We start from the raw sequence: 17930 nt of genomic DNA, 5'->3' as shown, positions 1-17930 counted from the left end.
ACTAAATCATCTAGGCAACAAGATGCTGACCAAAAAACATACCGAATAAAGAAGAACAAACAGAAGAAAGCGCGGGATAATAAAAATTGAACCATAGTAATCGCCGGGTGAGTCCCAGCATGACGATGTATAAATCTGGTGATTTTCATTATTCAGCGGGCAGGGAAGATTAAAATCCACGCAATCCGTACAAAAAAAGGGATCTTGTTCGTTTTTTTTCAAAAAACCATTGACGGAAAAACGCAAAACCTTTTTAATGCGCCCCGTTGCCTCGATAGCTCAGTCGGTAGAGCAGAGGATTGAAAATCCTCGTGTCGGTGGTTCGATTCCGCCTCGAGGCACCATTATTAAATATTATGGTGTTCATTTGGCAACATCTTGATAAGAAACAATTCCCCCTTAGTTCAGTTGGTAGAACGGCGGACTGTTAATCCGTATGTCGCTGGTTCAAGTCCAGCAGGGGGAGCCAATTAAATACATTGTTTAATTGCAGTGTATCTCCTCCAAACTGGTAAGCACTGTGTGCTTAAATGTCGCTGGCCTGGCCGGCCGCACCTAGTCGGCCACATTAAGTCCAGCAGGGGGAGCCAGTTTTGTTATTTGAAAATAACTTAACAATAATAAAGCCGACTTAGCTCAGTAGGTAGAGCAACTGACTTGTAATCAGTAGGTCACCAGTTCGATTCCGGTAGTCGGCACCATCTTTTAAACCTCGCAATTGCGAGGTTTTTTTTATCTATTCCTCTTGCACATTTTTCACGACATTAAGCCCATTTTTTATTAACGGTATTCTTAATAATCGATTTCAGAACGCTATTGTGATACACATTTCACACAGCACGGAATAACCTCTCCCTTACCCGACTGTCAAAACATGACAGGCACAGGACACACCGTGCATTGCCTGCCTGAAATAGTAAATGCATAGAAAAAGGTAATGACAAGCATAGAACTTCCTACCGAGTGTTTAACTCCAGGTCTGTATATCAAACTGCCGTTACAGTGGACGGAGCATCCGTTCATGCTTAATCACTTCAAGATTAAAGATAACCAGCAGATCCGTCTGATAAAAAACCTCGGGCTTAAATTTGTCATTCTCTATCCGGATAAAAGTGATACCCACCCTCTTCCGAAAAATACGCTCAATACCGAACAGGATGACATCTCAGAGCAAGAAGCCCGCTTTATCCATAAACAAGCCGATAAGTTGTGGAAAGAAAAGCAACGGCGAATTGAGTATCTGAAGAATTACAAACGCAACCTCAACCGTTGCGAGAAAAGCTTTCAGCGTTCTTTGTCCAAGTTACGCGCTATTTCGCAAAAAATAAAAAACCGTCCTGTGACGGCGTTTGCCGATGCAAAAGAACTTGTCAACGATATGGTAGAAGCCTTACTGGACAACGACAATCTGGTACTGCACCTGATGAGCGATGCGAAAGAATCGGAAGATATTTACTACCATTCGCTGAATGTGGCCGTACTTTCCATGTTGCTGGCCAAGTCAAACGGTATGCCAGCCAGCGATATCAAAACCATTGCCCTTGGCGCCCTGTTTCACGACATAGGTAAACAAAAAATACCGACGCACATTCTGCGCAAAATAACTGCTCTGACAGAGCCAGAAACGAATTTCCTCAAACTGCACCCGAAGTACAGCCTTGAACTGGCAGAGCTGGGTGAAAACTTCCCGGATGCTGCCAAACCTATTCTCAGTCAGCACCATGAGCTGATGGACGGCAGTGGCTATCCGCTGGGCTTACAGGGCCATCAAATAAATCGCTTTGCACAATTGGTTGCTGTCGTTAACGCCTACGACAACTTGTGCCATCCTATGGATCCCGGCAAAGCCAAAATCCCCTACAGTGCGCTTTCCTATCTGTTTAAACACAAGAAGGGGCAATACAGTGAGGAATTCATCGCGTTAATGGTGCGTATGATGGGCGTCTATCCGCCGGGCAGTGTCGTGCAGCTTTCCAATCAGCAGGTCGGCATGGTCATTTCCGTGAATGCCAAACGCCTGCTTTACCCCAACATTTTGATTTACGATCCGAGCGTGCCATCCAATGAAGCACCAGTGCTTGATCTGGAACAAAGTGAACTGACGATAGAACGGGCGCTGCATCCGCAGAAACTGCCCGAACCTATACGCCAGTACCTCAATCCCAGAGCCCGTATTTCTTACTACTTCGAACCGGAAAACGGATAAGGGCTGACAATACAGCCCTTCCGCCGATGCGCTTTACCAGCTGAACATGTCTTTGATCCAGCCTTCAGGTTTACCCTTCCGGCAATGTGCAGACAACGAACCGGTCGGATCCCAGGCAGGCAGTGACTGCTCGCCCTGGCAATCCAGGCCCAGAGTGCCGTTCTGCAATCTGTGATACTTAAGCGTACTGAGTTTCTGCGGCCAGCTAAGCTGCAGCCGCTCAGGCTGGCGCCGCTCCAGATAGCCACTGTAGAGGCGTAATGCGCCGCTGGATCCGGTCAGCTTCACCGGTTTATTGTCATCCCTGCCAATCCACACAGTGACCACTTCCCTGCCGTCGGCCCCGACAAACCAGCTGTCGCGGGTATCATCTGTGGTACCGGTTTTGCCAGCCAGTGCTGCCCAGCCAAATCTGGGTTGCAGATAACGCCCTGTCCCCTGACTGACAACCCGCTTCATCGCATAAGTCGTCAGCCAGGCCGCCTGCTCAGGCACCACCTGACGGCCGGAAGGAAGATGACGGTAAAGCACCTTGCCCTGACGCTCGACCACAGCGCGCAAAGCCGTCTGGTCGGCGCGGCGTCCCCCGCTGGTCAGGCTCTGGTACATCTGACTGACGTCAAACGGCGACAGGGTAAAGGCGCCCAGCAAAATTGAAGGCAGGCGTGGCACGGCTTCTTTGGCGACGCCAAGTTCAGCCAGAGTGGCTATCACATTGTCCAGCCCGACCTGCAGGCCCAGATTCACCGTAGGGACATTCAGCGAACGCGATAAGGCGTCATACAAAGGCACCTGGCCGCGATATTTACGATCATAGTTTTGCGGGCGCCACTCACTGCCCTGATTACCTTTGAGCAAAATCGGCTTGTCGTCCAGTGTCGTTGCCAGACTGAACTTATCAGGCTGGCGCAGGGCGCTCAGATAAACGGCAGGTTTCACCAGCGAACCAATCTGCCGGCGACTGTCGAGTGCCCGGTTGAATCCGGCATAACCCGGACGGCTGCCGCCTATCATGGCCCGGATCTCACCACTGTGACGGTCCACCGCCACCATAGCCGTTTCAATCGGACTTCCGGCTTTTTTCTCCAGTAACGGGATCCACTGAGCAACCGCATTTTCTGCTTCTTGCTGCGACACAGGATCCAGAGTGCTGAAGATCCGCAAACCGACCCCGGGAGTGAAACGGTTACCGACTTTCTCTTTCAGTTCCCGTTGCAGAAGCTGGAAGTACGCAGGCTGGCGGCTGGCGATCACCGGCTGCTTTTGCACATCCAGCTTTCTTGACGCGGCCTGCTCATACTCAGCGCCGGTCAGGATATTTTGATCCAGCATCAGTCTGAGCACCAGATCCCGCCTGTCCCTGGCGCGATCGTTATGTCGCCACGGGTTGTAGTACGACGGGCCTTTGACCATGCCCACCAGCATCGCCAGCTGATCAATGCGCAGTTCCTGCAAAGGCCGGCCAAAGTACAAGCGTGCGCCCAGGCCAAAACCATGAATTTCCCGGCTGCCGCTCTGGCCGAGATACACCTCATTCAGATACGCTTCCAGGATACGATCTTTGCTGTAGCGATAATCGATAATGATCGCAATATAGGCTTCCTGGATCTTGCGCCACAGCGAGCGTTCGCGGGTCAGGAAGATATTTTTTGCCAGCTGCTGAGTTAAGGTACTGCCGCCCTGCACGGTACGTCCGGCTTTAAGGTTCACCAGCGCCGCACGCAGGATAGCCAGTGGTGACACCCCGCCGTGGTGATAGAAATCCCGATCTTCAGTCGCCAGCAGGGCATCAATCAGCACTTCAGGAAACTCTTCCCGTGGCGTGAAGATCCGCTGCTCCCCTTCTTTAGTGCCCAGCATCCCCAGCATTTTGGGTTCGACACGAAGATACCCCAGCGTCTTTTCCCGCCCGAGATCGTCAATCTTGCTCAGCCCGCTGTCACCGAATGTCAGCATTACGTGGCGCTGACTTTCATAACCGTCATCGAATTCAAACGGACGGCGCACCATCTCGATGCGGGTCGACGAGGCAGAATACTCCCCGGCACGCTGCGGGGTACGGACTTTGTGATACTGCAAGGCGTCCAGCTCACGTTTCACTTCGCTCAGGGTGATGGCCTGACCGGGTTGCAAATCCAGCACCCGGCCGTACACAACGGCGGGTAAGTCCCAGAGCTGGCCTTCAAATTTGTCCCGCACCAGGGTGTCCAGATAGATACCCACTACCACCACCACGGCCAGAACCGCCAGCCCCAGCTTAAGGCCGGAGAACAGAACCCAGCGCCCTAAGCGGGCGAGGCGGCTTTTCGGTGGGGTGCGTTTAGGCGGTGTCTTAGCCGCTTTTTTGCGCGGCTGAGTTTTGGCTTTTTTGCTGGCCGGAGCGGCTTTCCTGGTGGCTCTTGGCTGTTTTTCCGTTGGCTTTTTGGGCGCGGCCAGGCGGTGCTTGGACTCTTTGATCATCATGATGTCTTAGTGATGTCTTCGCTATCAGGCTGTCAGTTTCAGCGCAGCACATGCTGGCCGACTACATATATTTCTTGGTTTTTCGTGTCGGGGCATGACTGGCGGGATCATCAGGCCAAACATGCTTAGGGTAACGGCCCTTCATTTCTTTTTGTACTTCTTTGTAGGCACCTTGCCAGAATGCGGCCAGATCCGAAGTGACCTGTAACGGACGCTGGGCCGGGGAAAGCAGCTCAAGTACCAGCGCAACCTTTCCCTGGGCTATTCTGGGTGAGACCTGCTCACCGAACATTTCCTGCATACGTACCGCCAGTACAGGGGCCTGCCCAGGCTGATACCGTATCGGGTAACGTGACCCGGTCGGCACCTGATAATGGGTTGGCAGTGCCGCATCCAGAGCTTTGGCCTGCTCCCAGCCCAGATACGCTTCCAGAGCGGCGGTCAGATCCAGTTTCACCAGCGCCTTCATGCTATGGATCCCTGTCATGAAAGGCAGCAGCCAGTCTTCCAGAGCCAGCAGCAAACTTTCTTCATCCATGGCCGGCAGTGCCATCTCCGGCAGCCAGCTGGCCGCGCAACGGGCGCGAGTCAGCAGGCCTTCGCTGCGCGCGTTCCAGGGCAGTACCTTCAGCCCCTGACGGCGAATGGCATTCAGCAAGGCTTCCCCGGCACGGGCCGGATCCGGCTCTGCCAGCGCGGTACGTTTGATAATCAGCTTGCCACAGCAATATTGCTTCTCAGCGACCAGACGGCCTTTTTTGTCATCCCAGTCGAGCCATTCCTTCTCATGGAACAATTGCGGCATCGCCTGCTGCAATTGCCCGATATCGGCCGCCACAGCGGAAAATACCCGGCTGTCACCCTGCCTGGTTTTCACCACATCAGCCACCACCAGCGCAGACTCCCCTGCCAGCGGATGGTCATCATCGATAACCACGCCCTGACCGTTAGCCAGCTGAAAGCGGCCATCCTGCCCCCGGGACACGGCAACACGATCGGGAAAGCCCGCCGCCATCAGCACAGGCAGCCAGCGACTGTCAGTTCGCCATCCGAGCGTCTTATCCTGATCCGTCGTCCCGAGTTTTGAAAAATGCTGTCTGGCTCGCTGCCTGTAGTACGCACTGCGGGGAAGCTGATCCGACTCCAGCAGGTGCAGCTGAAATGCCAGATCTGGATTGTTCATCCCTCTGACCGGCTCTTCTAACAGCGCCACCAGCATAGCGGCGGTCACGCGCGCACTCACCTCAAGCGAGCTGGCATGCGCCAGAATCGCCGCCAGCCTGGGCTCAGTACCCAGTTGCTGGATGGCCTGTCCTTTGCCGGTGAGCTGATGGCGTGTGTCCATCGCCCCCAGCGCGATCAGTAATGCCTGAGCCTGCTGCAGCGCGCCCTCAGGCGGCACATCCAGCCAACGCAGTTCACCGGCGGAAGCACATCCCCACTGGGCCAGCTCCATCGCCAGATGGCTCAGATCGGTACGCAGGATTTCCGGCTCGGGCACGGCGGGCTGACGGGCCAGTAATTCTTCGCTGTACAGCCGCAGGCAAATACCTGGCTCAAGCCGCCCGGCACGTCCGGCTCGCTGTTCCGCCGAGGAACGGGCAATACGCACTAACTCCAGACGGCTGATACCGGTTCTGGCGTCCCAGCGGGCAATCCGCTCTAAACCGCAATCCACCACCAAACGAATACCTTCAATGGTCAGGCTGGTTTCTGCGATATTGGTTGCCAGTACAATTTTCCGTTTGCCCTTGATGGCAGGCTGTATGGCCTGCTGCTGGGCTTTACTGTCCATTTGGCCATACAGTGGCGCAATAATAACATCCGGGCTGACAGCCGCTTGCAACCACTCGGCAAGCCGGCGAATTTCTCCGGCACCGGGCAGAAAGACCAGCACAGAGCCTGGCTCAGCCGTCATCAGCCGGAGGATCTCGCGCCCGGTCCATTCAATCGAAACACCATTACCCTGCTGGACGCTGGTAGCCTGAGTCTGGTATCTGTAGTCCACCGGATAGCTGCGACCGGCTGATACCAGGTATTCGGCATCAGGCAGTAAAGATTGCAAAGCCTGATGATCCAGGGTGGCCGACATCACCAGTAATTTCAGATCGTCACGTAAGGCTTCCTGCACTTCCAGCGCCAGTGCTAACGCTGTATCGGCATGCAGACTTCGTTCATGAAACTCGTCGAAAATCAGCAGTTCTATGCCGGATAACTCAGGATCTTGCTGCAACATCCGGGTCATTACCCCTTCAGTCACTATCTCCAGCCGGGTCCTGCCACTGACCCGAGTTTCGCCCCGCACCCTGAGCCCTATGGTCTGTCCGACTTCCTCGCCCAGCTGAGCCGCCAGGTAGGAGGCAATATTACGGGCAGCCAACCGGCGCGGCTCCAGCAGGACAATTTTACCGGCCACTGCGCCCGCAGCCAGCAGTGACAGCGGCAACCGGGTAGATTTACCCGCACCTGGCGGTGCCTTGAGGATGATCTGTTCACTGCGCTCAAGCGCCTGGTGCAAATCAGGCAGCACCGCATCAATGGGGAGTTGTGACAATATCTTTACCTTGTGTCATCTTCTATGAAGGCGCCTGTGTTGCAGATAATACAGAACGCTCAGAAACAATCGGACTTATTGTACTCAAACAGGGATAACGGTGCTATCCAACCGGCAGGAGGTCACTATGTCGCATGACTCTGGGTCACATTACTTCAGGCAGCCTGATGTTCCACCGCAGCCAGGCAGCCAACGGATGTTTTTTGCGCTGCCGCTGACGGACCCCCCCGCGGCGAATCTGGCGCCGTACCAAGGCTTGTGTCAGCTGAAAGACGCCTTACCCGGCAAAGGGCGTACCATACCGGATGCCAACCTGCATCTGACGCTGGCCTTCCTCGGGCAGATCACCGATGAGCAAACCCGCCAGCTCGTCGCTGCTGTCAACCAGCTCACCATCCCGGCTTTCTCGATGCATTTCAACCTGCTGCGTTACTGGAAACGCAGTCGCGTACTCTGGCTGGGCGGCGATATCTGCCCCGAGCCTTTAGGCCGGCTCGCCGAGCAACTGAACCAGCTGGCCCTTGATCTTGGGCTGATACAGGATGCCAGACGCTATACCCCGCACATCACGCTCAGGAAAAACCTGCGTCAGCGCCCTGTTATTCCTGACGAACAACCGGATTTTCTTTTTCACTTTCAGCGCTTTGGTCTGTATATTTCTGAGCCCGACGGGCCAGGCGTCCGTTACCGGCTCGCGAACCAGTGGCCACTTATTCAACCGGAGATCGCCGTACAGGACAGCGAATGAATTACACACCTTCCCTGCAGTCAGCCACACTCATTAAACGCTATAAACGCTTTCTGGCCGATATCGCGTTGCCCGATGGCACCACCACGACCATTCACTGTGCCAACACGGGTGCCATGACAGGGTGCGCCGATCCCGGCTCCACCATCTGGTATTCCACCTCGGACAACCCTAAGCGGAAATACGCCCACAGCTGGGAATTAACACAAACGCAGGACGGACACTGGATTTGCATCAATACTGCCAGAGCGAATCAAATTGTGGTCGAAGCACTCAAAAATAACCACATTCCGGAATTATCCGGCTATGCTTCATTGCGCACAGAAGTGAAGTATGGTACTGAAAACAGCCGGGTAGATATTGTTCTGGATGATCCCTCGCTGCCATCTTGTTTCATTGAAGTAAAAAGTGTCACTTTGCTGGAAGATGATGGCCGCGGGTATTTCCCGGATGCTGTTACCACCCGGGGACAAAAACATTTAAGGGAGCTGGCAGAGGTCGCCGCCACGGGTCAGCGCGCTGTGTTATTTTTCGCAGTCCTGCACTCTGGGATTGAAAATGTCGCCGCGGCACGCCATATAGACCCGGTCTATGATGAGTTACTGGAACAGGCAGAAAAAGCAGGGGTGGAAGTCCTCTGTTACCGTGCAGAAATCAGCCCGACGGCTCTGACTTTGAGCCAGCGGATAGAATTTGCTCAGTAACGCGGAAAAATGATGCTTTCTTCACAATGGTATAAAATTGAAGATATGCAGTAATTGCCACGTTATATCCTTTCTGCTATAGATACCCGCCAAAATTAACCAGTGACGGTTATTCGGTATATGTTAGGAGATGCTATATGCCAGAGAGCAAGGTTAAAAAATCGTTAGGCATCCTGGCTATTGCTGGGGTTGACCCGTATCAGGAAAAAGCCGGCGAAGAATATATGGGTGAAGCGCAGTTAGAGCACTTCCGCAAAATTCTCGGAGCCTGGCGCAACCAATTGCGTGAAGAAGTTGACCGTACCGTTAACCATATGCAGGATGAAGCGGCTAACTTTCCGGATCCGGTTGACCGTGCAGCACAGGAAGAAGAATTCAGCCTGGAACTGCGTAACCGAGATCGTGAGCGTAAACTGATCAAGAAAATCGAAAAAACGCTGCAACGTATCGAAGATGACGATTTTGGTTTCTGTGATTCATGTGGCGTGGAAATTGGTATTCGCCGCCTGGAAGCCCGTCCGACAGCCGACCTGTGCATCGACTGTAAGACACTGGCAGAGATCAAAGAAAAGCAAATGGCTGGCTAAACTGCCCTTTGTAACCATAATCTGACAAAAGGGAGCCAAGGCTCCCTTTTTTATTGTTATTGACTGTCTGCTATCCAACACCATGACAAGATTATCTCCGTATACTGGACGATTCGCCCCCTCACCTTCCGGTCCGCTGCACTTCGGCTCACTGGTGGCGGCATTGGGCAGCTATTTGCAGGCGCGCTCCCGGCAAGGTCAATGGCTGGTCAGAATCGAAGACCTGGATCCCCCGCGTGAAATGCCCGGTGCCGCAGACGACATACTGCGCACCTTGGACGCCTTTGGCATGACCTGGGATGGCAGTGTCATTTACCAGAGTCAGCGCCACGCCCTATACCAGGCTCAGATAGAACACTGGCTGGCTCAGGGCGACGCCTATTATTGTCGTTGCAGCCGCAAAGCGATCAAAGAAGCCGGTGGCTTTTATCCCGGCACTTGCCGCAATGCCGGCCTGGATGCCGCTCACAGTGCGGTAAGGTTGAAAGTCGACCAGGCCATCACAGGTTTTCATGACCAGCTGCACGGCTGGATCGCAATACCCGAAGCGCTGGCCAGCGAAGATTTCATCATCCGCCGCCGTGACGGCCTGTATGCCTACAACCTGGCGGTCGTGCTGGATGATATAGCGCAAGGCGTCACAGAGGTCGTCAGAGGAGCCGATCTGATTGAACCGACAGGACGCCAGATAGGCCTGTATCACCGATTAGGACAACCCGAGGTAAGCTATTTACATCTGCCGCTTGCCGTAACGGAAAACGGCAATAAACTGTCCAAACAAAATCACGCGCCGGCTATCGACACGCGTCGGCCAGGCCCGCAGCTGTGGCACGCTATGAGGTTTCTGGGGATGTGCCCGCCGGCAGAATTGCAGTGCGCTGATCGCGACGACATTCTCCGTTGGGGGATCGCGCATTGGGATGTCGCGAACCTGCCGCCAACAACAGCGATCACGCTGAACCTAGCATCTAGAGGTGACTTGGGTATATGATATGCGGCTGTTCAGTCCGGCCTTATCACAATTACGAGGTGTGTTATCTTTAGTCGAGTCGCCAGCTTTTGCCGTAAAGTATTGACCCGAGAGCAAAAAGCTCTGGGTAACAAGGAGCCAAGCTTGCAAGTTTATCAACGCCAGGAGCACAGTATCTCCCGCAAAGACATCAGCGAAAATGCGCTGAAGGTACTCTACCGCCTCAATAAAGCCGGTTTTGACGCCTATTTGGTCGGCGGTGGTGTTCGGGATTTGCTGCTGGACAAAGAACCCAAAGATTTTGATATTGCGACCAATGCAACGCCGGAAGAAATTAAGGCGCTGTTCCGCAATTGCCGCCTGATCGGCCGCCGCTTCCGTCTCGCCCATATACTTTTTGGCCGTGACGTGATTGAAGTGGCCACTTTCCGCGGCCACCATGATGCAGGCGCCGTTAAGCTGCCAGCCGGCAAGCAGGCCATTGCCTCACGCAACCATGAAGGCATGCTGCTGCGTGACAATGTCTATGGCACCATTGATGAAGACGCAGAACGCCGTGACTTCTCGATTAACGCCCTGTATTACAGCATCAAAGATTTCACAGTCAGTGATTACGCGAACGGTGTGGTTGATCTGCAAAACCGCCTGGTCCGCCTGATCGGCGATCCAGAAACCCGCTATCGTGAAGATCCGGTGCGGATGCTGCGTGCCGTACGCTTTGCCGTCAAGCTGGATATGCAGATTGAAGCCCGCACTGCAGCCCCGATTCTGGAACTGTCGACCCTGCTGAAAGACATTCCTGCCGCACGTCTGTTTGAAGAGAGCCTCAAACTGCTGCAGGCCGGTGAAGGGCTTGAGACTTACAAAATGCTGCGCGAATACAATCTGTTCCAGCAGCTGTTCCCGATTCTGGCCGAGCATTTTACCGAAGATCACAGCAGCCTGACCGAGAAGATGCTTGAGCACATCCTGGCTGCCACTGACGTCAGAATCGCAGAAGGTAAGCGCGTCAATCCGGCCTTTATGTTTGCGGCCATGCTCTGGTATCCGATGAATGTCCGGGCAGAAGAAATTGCCAGCACCAGTGGTCTGAGCGACTACGATGCCTTCATGATAGCGGCCAATGACATTTTGGATGAGCAGGTGAAAAACATTGCCATCCCTCGCCGCCTGACCACGACTGTGCGTGATATCTGGCAGCAACAGCACCGCTTCAGCCGCCGTTTCGGTAAACGCGCCTTTGCCATGCTGGAACACCCTAAATTCCGGGCAGCCTACGATTTTCTCGAAATGCGTGGCCAGTTTGAAGGGAAAGATGTGGCTGAACTGGCAACCTGGTGGCACAAGTTCCAGTTTGCTGAACGTGATGAACGCAATAAAATGGTTCAGGAACTGGGTGGCGGTAATCAGCGTCGTCGCCGTCGTCCGCAACGACGAAAGAAACCACAGGCAAAATCGGCCTCATGATTCGTGCCTATATTGCCATCGGCAGCAATTTGAATGATCCGGTGAACCAGGCTTACCAGGCACTGACGGCGTTACGTCAGGCCTGTGACCTAAGCGTGGTCGCTGAGTCCTCGCTGTACTGCAGTACCCCTATGGGGCCGCAGGATCAGCCCGATTACATCAATGCTGTGGTTGCCGTTGATACTGAACTGACACCACTGGCGCTGCTCGATCTGACGCAGAAGATTGAACAGTTGCATGGAAGAGTCCGCAAAGCAGAACGCTGGGGGCCGCGCACTCTGGATTTGGATATCCTGCTTTATGGCAATTTGCAGCATCACTGTGAACGTTTAACTATTCCGCACTATGGCATGAAAGCCCGTGAGTTTGTGCTTTATCCACTGGCTGAAATTGCCCCTGAACTCGTCCTGCCTGACGGTACAGCGCTGACTGACCTGCTACCCGAGGTGGACCGAAACGGCCTGCGTGTGTGGTCATCCTGACACATCCGGGAGAAGGGAGATAACAATGAAGAAAATCACTATTAACGACCTGATGAAGTGGAAGCAGGAAGGTCGTAAGTTTGCCTCACTCACCTCTTATGATGCGAGTTTTGCCCAGTTGTTTGAGCAACAGGAAGTGCCTGTCCTTCTGGTCGGTGACTCCCTGGGTATGGTACTGCAAGGCCAGACAGATACCCTGCCTGTGACTATTGATGAAATGGCTTACCACACCCGCTGTGTGCGTGCCGGCAGCCCCAATGCCCTGCTTCTGGCGGACTTGCCTTTCATGACCTACGGCACCCCTGAGCAGGCCTGTGACAATGCCGCCAAGCTGATGCGCGCCGGTGCTAACATGGTAAAACTGGAAGGGGGCAGCTGGCTGGCCGACACAGTCAGAACATTGACCGAACGTGCCATACCTGTGTGCGCCCATCTGGGCCTGACACCTCAATCGGTCAATATCTTTGGTGGCTACAAAGTTCAGGGACGCGATAAAGAACGCGCTGACCAGATGCTGGCCGACGCCATTGCGCTGCAAAAGGCAGGCGCACAAATTGTCGTGCTGGAGTGTGTCCCTGCCTCACTGGCCAAACGCATCACCGAAGCCTTAGATATTCCTGTTATCGGCATCGGAGCCGGTAACGTGACTGACGGCCAGATTTTAGTCATGCACGACATGTTAGGCATTTCTGCCAACTATATGCCGCGTTTTTCTAAAAACTATCTTGCTCAGACTGGCGATATCCGCAAAGCGGTTTCACAGTATCTGAAAGAAGTGGAAACGGGAACATTCCCGGGTCCAGAGCATACCTTTGAGTAAGGAAAACCCACCATGCAGACTTTTGCTGACATTTCCCCTGTTCGTGAACAGGTTCGGGCCTGGCGCCGTGAAGGCCGCCGTATCGCCTTTGTTCCGACCATGGGAAATCTGCATCAGGGGCACCTGACTCTGGTTCGCAAAGCACGCGAACAAGCCGATATCATTATTGTCAGTATTTTCGTTAACCCAATGCAGTTCGATAAAGCTGACGATCTGAATAGCTATCCTCGTACTCTGGAAGAGGATCTGGCCAAATTAAATGGTGAAGGCGTCGAACTGGTTTTCACACCGACCCCGGATACCATTTACCCCAATGGCATGGACCGACAAACCTTTGTCGAAGTGCCGGGCCTGTCTCACATGCTGGAAGGGGCGTTGCGCCCAAGTCATTTTCGTGGCGTCGCCACCATAGTGGCCAAGCTGTTTAATATTGTGCAGCCAGATGTGGCCTGCTTTGGTGAAAAAGACTATCAGCAACTGGCGTTGATCCGTCAAATGGTCAACGATCTCGCGATGCCGATTGAGATCATTGGTGTACCGACAGTGCGTGAAATGGATGGCCTGGCTATGAGCTCTCGTAATGGATACCTCACCGTAGATGAGCGTCAGCGCGCACCGGTACTGGCCAAAACCATGCGCTGGATCAGCAGCCAGATCCGCGGCGGACGCCGTGACTTTGATGAAGTGGTGCTGGATGCCAATGATCAATTGCGTGCTGCCGGTCTGGAACCGGATGAAATTTACATCCGTGATGCCCGTACGCTGCAGGTTGTCGGCGAAGAGACCACACAGGCGGTGATCCTGATGTCTGCTTTCCTGGGGAAAGCGCGTCTGATTGATAATCAGGTCATTGAGCTGGCCTCTGTCTCAGCAGACACCACTCACTAACAAAACCAGACAGACATCTGCGATAAGCATCTGACTAAAACGCCCAGTTACTTACCGGTAACCGGGCGTTTTTATTGGGCATTAAACCCGCTGTATCGACTCAGGAGCGTAAGCCTATCCCTTTTGATATCAGATAGTGGGCCAGGCCGTACAAAGCAAGCACAAAGGCCAGAAGCACGCTAAACGCTGTGCCTATACCGACATCGGATACCCCGAGGAAGCCATAACGAAAAGCATTGACCATGTAGACGATAGGGTTGAGTTTGGACACCCACTGCCAGAATTCAGGCAACAGATTGAGGGAATAAAATACCCCGCCTAAGTAGGTCAAAGGCGTCAGTACGAAAGTGGGAATAATGCTGATATCATCAAAGGTTTTGGCAAACACCGCGTTGATCAGCCCCCCCAGAGAGAAAACGATGGAGGTCATGATGACAGTGGCAATAATCACCCCCAGGTGCGCTATCTGCAAATCGACAAACAGCAGTGACACAGCCGTCACTATCACCCCGACACCCAGTCCGCGCAGTACACCACCGCCAATATAGCCGGCGATAATGACAAAGTTGGGCACAGGCGCAACCAGCAATTCTTCAATATTGTGCTGAAACTTGGCACTAAAGAAAGAAGACGCCACATTTGAATATGAGTTAGTGATCACTGACATCATGATCAAACCGGGCACTATGTATTCCATATAGGTAAAACCGCCCATCTCACCGATCCGACTGCCGATCAGGCTACCGAAAATGATGAAGTATAACGTCATGGTGATGGCTGGCGGCACCAGTGTCTGTACCCAGATACGGGCAAAACGGTTCACTTCTTTACTGATTAAACTTTGAAAAGCAATCCAATACTGGTATCTCATGCAGACTGCTCTCCTTGGCTCTGAGCTACAAGCGTCACGAACAACTCCTCAAGACGGTTGGCTTTATTACGCATAGACAGTACCTCTATCCCCTGAGCACTCAGCTGGCTGAATACAGAGTTCAGACCTGTTCCCTTGTGAATGTCGATTTCCAGCGTGTGGTTATCCGGCATTTTCCATGCCACACCATCAAGTTCAGGTTTACTGCCATTGAGGACAACATCAAGAATGAAGGTTTCCACCTCCAGCTTGGCCAGCAGAGATTTCATGCTGGTGTGTTCAATCAGCTCACCATGATTAATGATGCCGATATTACGGCACAGCATTTCGGCTTCTTCCAGGTAATGCGTAGTCAGAATGATAGTGACGCCCTGGCGGTTAATTTCTCGTAAAAAAGCCCACATCGAACGGCGCAGCTCGATATCCACCCCTGCAGTCGGTTCATCGAGAATTAACAGCCTGGGTTCGTGCATCAGGGCACGGGCAATCATCAGGCGCCGCTTCATACCGCCAGATAAACTACGGGCACGCTCATTGCGCTTGTTCCACAAATCCAGTTGTGTCAGGTACTTCTTTGCCCGCTCTTTGGCCAGCGCCTTGGGGACGCCATAAAAACCGGCCTGATTAATCACTATCTGCTCGACAGTCTCGAACTGATTGAAGTTAAACTCCTGCGGCACCAGACCGAGCTGATTTTTCGCTTCAACCAACTGCTTGTCGATGTCATAGCCAAACACTTTCACCTGACCGGAGGTTTTATTGACCAGGGAGCTGATCACACCAATCGTGGTCGATTTACCGGCCCCATTAGGCCCCAGCAGAGCGAAAAAGTCCCCTTCTTCGACTGTCAGGCTCATATCCTTAAGGGCCTGCACCCCTGGATAAGCCTTGTTTAAATCAGTAATTTCTAATGCATTCATACAATACGCTTTTTTATTTGGTATAAAGAGTAAAAAAATCAACAAATCGGATTTGCAAGCCGCCTCGCAAGTGTATAGTAATGACCTGTTTATCTTTGGCTTTGCAAGCGCATCATAGCAGCCATAGCCTGACCAAAGATAAACAACCCAATGTAGCAAACTAAGGTGTTGTCATGGCAGAAATTAAACAGCTATTTGCAAATAACTTTTCCTGGTCGGAAAAGATTAAAGCAGAAAACCCGGAATTCTTTTCACATCTAGCGAAAGCACAGCACCCAGAATATCTCTGGATCGGCTGCTCCGACAGCCGGGTTCCGGCAGAACGCCTGACTGGCCTGGACTCTGGCGAGCTTTTCGTGCACCGAAACGTGGCTAACCAGGTCATCCATACTGATCTGAACTGCCTGTCAGTGGTGCAGTATGCTGTCGATGTGCTCAAGGTCAAACACATCATTATCTGCGGCCACTATGGTTGCGGCGGTGTGGCAGCCTCCATTGATAATCCGCCCTTAGGGCTCATCAATAACTGGCTGCTTCATATTCGCGATCTGTACCTTAAGCACCGCAGCGATCTGGGGACTCTGCCCCGTGAGGCCTGGGCCGATAAGCTATGTGAAATCAACGTGGCTTCGCAAGTATACAACCTGGGCAACTCAACCATCATGCAACAAGCCTGGGAACGCGGCCAGAAAGTTAAAATTCATGGCTGGGTGTACGGTATTGGTGACGGCAAACTGACGGATTTGGGCGTTACCGCCACCAGCCGGGAGTCTCTGGAAGTTTCCTACCAAAGTGCAATGGCAACGATTTTGCCCAAAGAATAACCCATAAAGTAAAAGCGACCATCTGGTCGCTTTTACTTGCATCACGCAGCTAAAAACCGAGAGTTATCAGTCTTCCAGCGGAATCACTTTTCCGATGAATCGAAGATGGCGGTATTTCTGCGCATAATCTATGCCGACACCGACCACAAACTCATCGGGAATTTCAAAACCAATCCACTCGGCATCCACGGCGACTTCACGGCGCTCAGGCTTGTCCAGCAAAGTACAGATACGGATGGAATTCGGATTACGCAGGGCCAGTATTTCCCGGACTTTATTCAGCGTGTTGCCGGTATCAATAATATCTTCAACCAGCAGCACGTCTTTGCCTTCGATTTCATCATCCAGATCTTTCAGAATACGGACATCACGGCTGCTTTCCATCGCGTTTCCGTAACTGGAAGCCGTCATAAAATCCACTTCGTGCGGCAGATCAACCGCACGGGCCAGGTCAGCCATAAAGACAAAGGAACCTCGCAGCAATCCCACCATGACAAGGTTTTCTGAGCCTTGATAATAGGCGGTGATCTGCTCTCCGAGCTCTTTAATCCTTGCCTGAACATCCTGCTCAGAAATCATGACTTCAATGGTATGCTTCATTTATCTCTCCATATGCGCATTTGGCATGCACATGGGTCTCAGTGATTACTAAAAAGCTATTCTACCATCCTTGAACAAGAAAAGTTATTGCTTCAATTATTCGAGCCATATGACACAACGGGTATAAATCAGATTGAACCAAATCCATTGCTGAGGTAGAGTTATTAAGCAAAGTGCATATAAATCGATTGGCTAGGGAATTTGTAGCATGGACACCATAGTTAAAAAAACGAGGACGCGTCTCTCACCTGAGAAACGAAAACAACAACTTCTCAAGTGTGCGCTGGAAGTGTTTGCCCGCCGAGGTATCGGACGAGCAGGACATGCCGACATTGCTGATATGGCTAATGTCTCAGTGGCAACGGTTTTCAATTATTTTCCTACCCGTGAGGCACTTGTTGAGCAAGTTCTGTCACAGGTGGAAAGAAATTTTAATGAACTGCTGAATCTGTGCCTGGGAGAAGAGCACGATACCCTTCATAGTCACCTGAGCTGCATCACAGGCTATATGATTGATGCGGTTATCGAACAGCAGGACTGGTTAAAGGTATGGTTTGAATGGAGTACTTCTGTCAGGACTGAAACCTGGCCGCAGTTTCTTGATGCAAACCGTCCGAACCTGAAACAACTGACCAATATCTTTGAGCAGGGTAAACAGGATGGTCAGCTAAGTACGGAGATCACCTCTTATGATCTGACCTGGCTGCTTCATGGTTTATGTTACGTGCTGTATTTACGCGCCAACATTGAGCCAGATAAAAACAGCATGCAAACACAGGCCGACGCTTACATCAGCCTAATGTTCCCGCAGGTATAACTGCTGCCG

General features: G+C 52.6%; 16 protein-coding genes and 3 tRNA genes. 14 read left to right on the top strand and 5 right to left on the bottom strand.

Going from position 1 to position 17930, the window contains the following annotated elements; translation table 11 throughout:
- The first annotated feature begins 268 nt into the window (after positions 1 to 268).
- From Q4491_RS11790 to Q4491_RS11775, 4 genes are all read left to right on the top strand, one after another.
- A tRNA-Phe gene (locus Q4491_RS11790) sits at positions 269 to 344 on the top strand.
- A gap of 49 nt (positions 345 to 393) precedes the next feature.
- Positions 394 to 469, top strand: a tRNA-Asn gene (locus Q4491_RS11785).
- A 156-nt stretch (positions 470 to 625) separates the two neighbouring features.
- Positions 626 to 701 (top strand) — tRNA-Thr (locus tag Q4491_RS11780).
- 236 nt (positions 702 to 937) lie between these two features.
- On the top strand, positions 938 to 2206 hold the full coding sequence (locus Q4491_RS11775; protein WP_192015779.1) for an HD-GYP domain-containing protein: 1269 nt from the start codon (positions 938 to 940) through the stop codon (positions 2204 to 2206).
- A 33-nt stretch (positions 2207 to 2239) separates the two neighbouring features.
- On the opposite strand, the gene mrcB is transcribed toward Q4491_RS11775, so the two are convergent.
- A complete protein-coding gene (gene mrcB, locus Q4491_RS11770) occupies positions 2240 to 4669 on the bottom strand; it encodes a penicillin-binding protein 1B (protein ID WP_303457684.1) in 2430 nt (809 codons plus the stop codon).
- Positions 4670 to 4730: 61 nt separating this feature from the next.
- Positions 4731 to 7223: an ATP-dependent helicase HrpB gene (gene hrpB, locus Q4491_RS11765; RefSeq protein WP_303457682.1), complete on the bottom strand. Its 2493-nt coding sequence runs from the start codon at positions 7221 to 7223 to the stop codon at positions 4731 to 4733.
- 127 nt (positions 7224 to 7350) lie between these two features.
- Between hrpB and thpR the strand changes: the two genes are divergently transcribed.
- The 8 genes from thpR (at position 7351) to panC (ending at position 13889) form a co-directional block, all read left to right on the top strand.
- Entirely contained in the window at positions 7351 to 7971 is a 621-nt protein-coding gene (gene thpR, locus Q4491_RS11760; protein ID WP_303457680.1) for an RNA 2',3'-cyclic phosphodiesterase, read from the top strand.
- Positions 7968 to 8675: a DNA/RNA nuclease SfsA gene (gene sfsA, locus Q4491_RS11755; protein ID WP_192015783.1), complete on the top strand. Its 708-nt coding sequence runs from the start codon at positions 7968 to 7970 to the stop codon at positions 8673 to 8675. Before thpR ends, sfsA begins: the two co-directional genes overlap by 4 nt.
- Positions 8676 to 8812: 137 nt before the next feature.
- Positions 8813 to 9262 carry an RNA polymerase-binding protein DksA gene (gene dksA, locus Q4491_RS11750; RefSeq protein WP_027253634.1) on the top strand — a complete coding sequence of 150 codons (450 nt, stop codon included), beginning with the start codon at positions 8813 to 8815 and terminating at the stop codon, positions 9260 to 9262.
- 82 nt (positions 9263 to 9344) lie between these two features.
- Positions 9345 to 10253, top strand: a complete 909-nt coding sequence (gluQRS, locus tag Q4491_RS11745) for a tRNA glutamyl-Q(34) synthetase GluQRS (protein WP_192015784.1) — start codon at positions 9345 to 9347, stop codon at positions 10251 to 10253.
- Positions 10254 to 10334: 81 nt separating this feature from the next.
- Entirely contained in the window at positions 10335 to 11699 is a 1365-nt protein-coding gene (gene pcnB / locus Q4491_RS11740) for a polynucleotide adenylyltransferase PcnB (RefSeq protein ID WP_303457676.1), read from the top strand.
- Positions 11696 to 12181 (top strand): 2-amino-4-hydroxy-6-hydroxymethyldihydropteridine diphosphokinase, encoded by a 486-nt coding sequence (folK, locus tag Q4491_RS11735; RefSeq protein ID WP_192015785.1) that lies wholly within the window; start codon positions 11696 to 11698, stop codon positions 12179 to 12181. The genes pcnB and folK overlap by 4 nt, the downstream gene beginning before the upstream one ends.
- 25 nt (positions 12182 to 12206) lie before the next feature.
- Entirely contained in the window at positions 12207 to 13001 is a 795-nt protein-coding gene (gene panB, locus Q4491_RS11730) for a 3-methyl-2-oxobutanoate hydroxymethyltransferase (protein ID WP_303457674.1), read from the top strand.
- Between the two features lie 12 nt (positions 13002 to 13013).
- Positions 13014 to 13889 carry a pantoate--beta-alanine ligase gene (gene panC / locus Q4491_RS11725; RefSeq protein WP_303457672.1) on the top strand — a complete coding sequence of 292 codons (876 nt, stop codon included), beginning with the start codon at positions 13014 to 13016 and terminating at the stop codon, positions 13887 to 13889.
- Between the two features lie 100 nt (positions 13890 to 13989).
- Here the strand turns inward: panC and Q4491_RS11720 are convergent, their stop codons facing one another.
- Both Q4491_RS11720 and Q4491_RS11715 read right to left on the bottom strand, forming a co-directional pair.
- Positions 13990 to 14760, bottom strand: a complete 771-nt coding sequence (locus Q4491_RS11720; protein WP_192015788.1) for an ABC transporter permease — start codon at positions 14758 to 14760, stop codon at positions 13990 to 13992.
- On the bottom strand, positions 14757 to 15680 hold the full coding sequence (locus tag Q4491_RS11715; RefSeq protein ID WP_303457670.1) for an ABC transporter ATP-binding protein: 924 nt from the start codon (positions 15678 to 15680) through the stop codon (positions 14757 to 14759). Before Q4491_RS11715 ends, Q4491_RS11720 begins: the two co-directional genes overlap by 4 nt.
- Before the next feature lie 173 nt (positions 15681 to 15853).
- Between Q4491_RS11715 and can the strand changes: the two genes are divergently transcribed.
- Positions 15854 to 16504: a carbonate dehydratase gene (gene can / locus Q4491_RS11710; protein WP_192015790.1), complete on the top strand. Its 651-nt coding sequence runs from the start codon at positions 15854 to 15856 to the stop codon at positions 16502 to 16504.
- Between the two features lie 66 nt (positions 16505 to 16570).
- On the opposite strand, the gene hpt is transcribed toward can, so the two are convergent.
- Entirely contained in the window at positions 16571 to 17104 is a 534-nt protein-coding gene (gene hpt, locus Q4491_RS11705; protein WP_192015791.1) for a hypoxanthine phosphoribosyltransferase, read from the bottom strand.
- A gap of 208 nt (positions 17105 to 17312) precedes the next feature.
- Here hpt and Q4491_RS11700 point away from each other — a divergent pair, with 208 nt between their 5' ends.
- A complete protein-coding gene (locus Q4491_RS11700; protein WP_192015792.1) occupies positions 17313 to 17921 on the top strand; it encodes a TetR/AcrR family transcriptional regulator in 609 nt (202 codons plus the stop codon).
- Positions 17922 to 17930 lie beyond the last annotated feature (9 nt).

This window comes from Photobacterium sp. 2_MG-2023 (genome assembly GCF_030547675.1).
Classification (GTDB): domain Bacteria; phylum Pseudomonadota; class Gammaproteobacteria; order Enterobacterales; family Vibrionaceae; genus Photobacterium; species Photobacterium arenosum.
The sequence above is the reverse complement of the archived record's forward strand: the minus strand, read 5'-3'. Positions and strand labels throughout refer to the sequence as shown.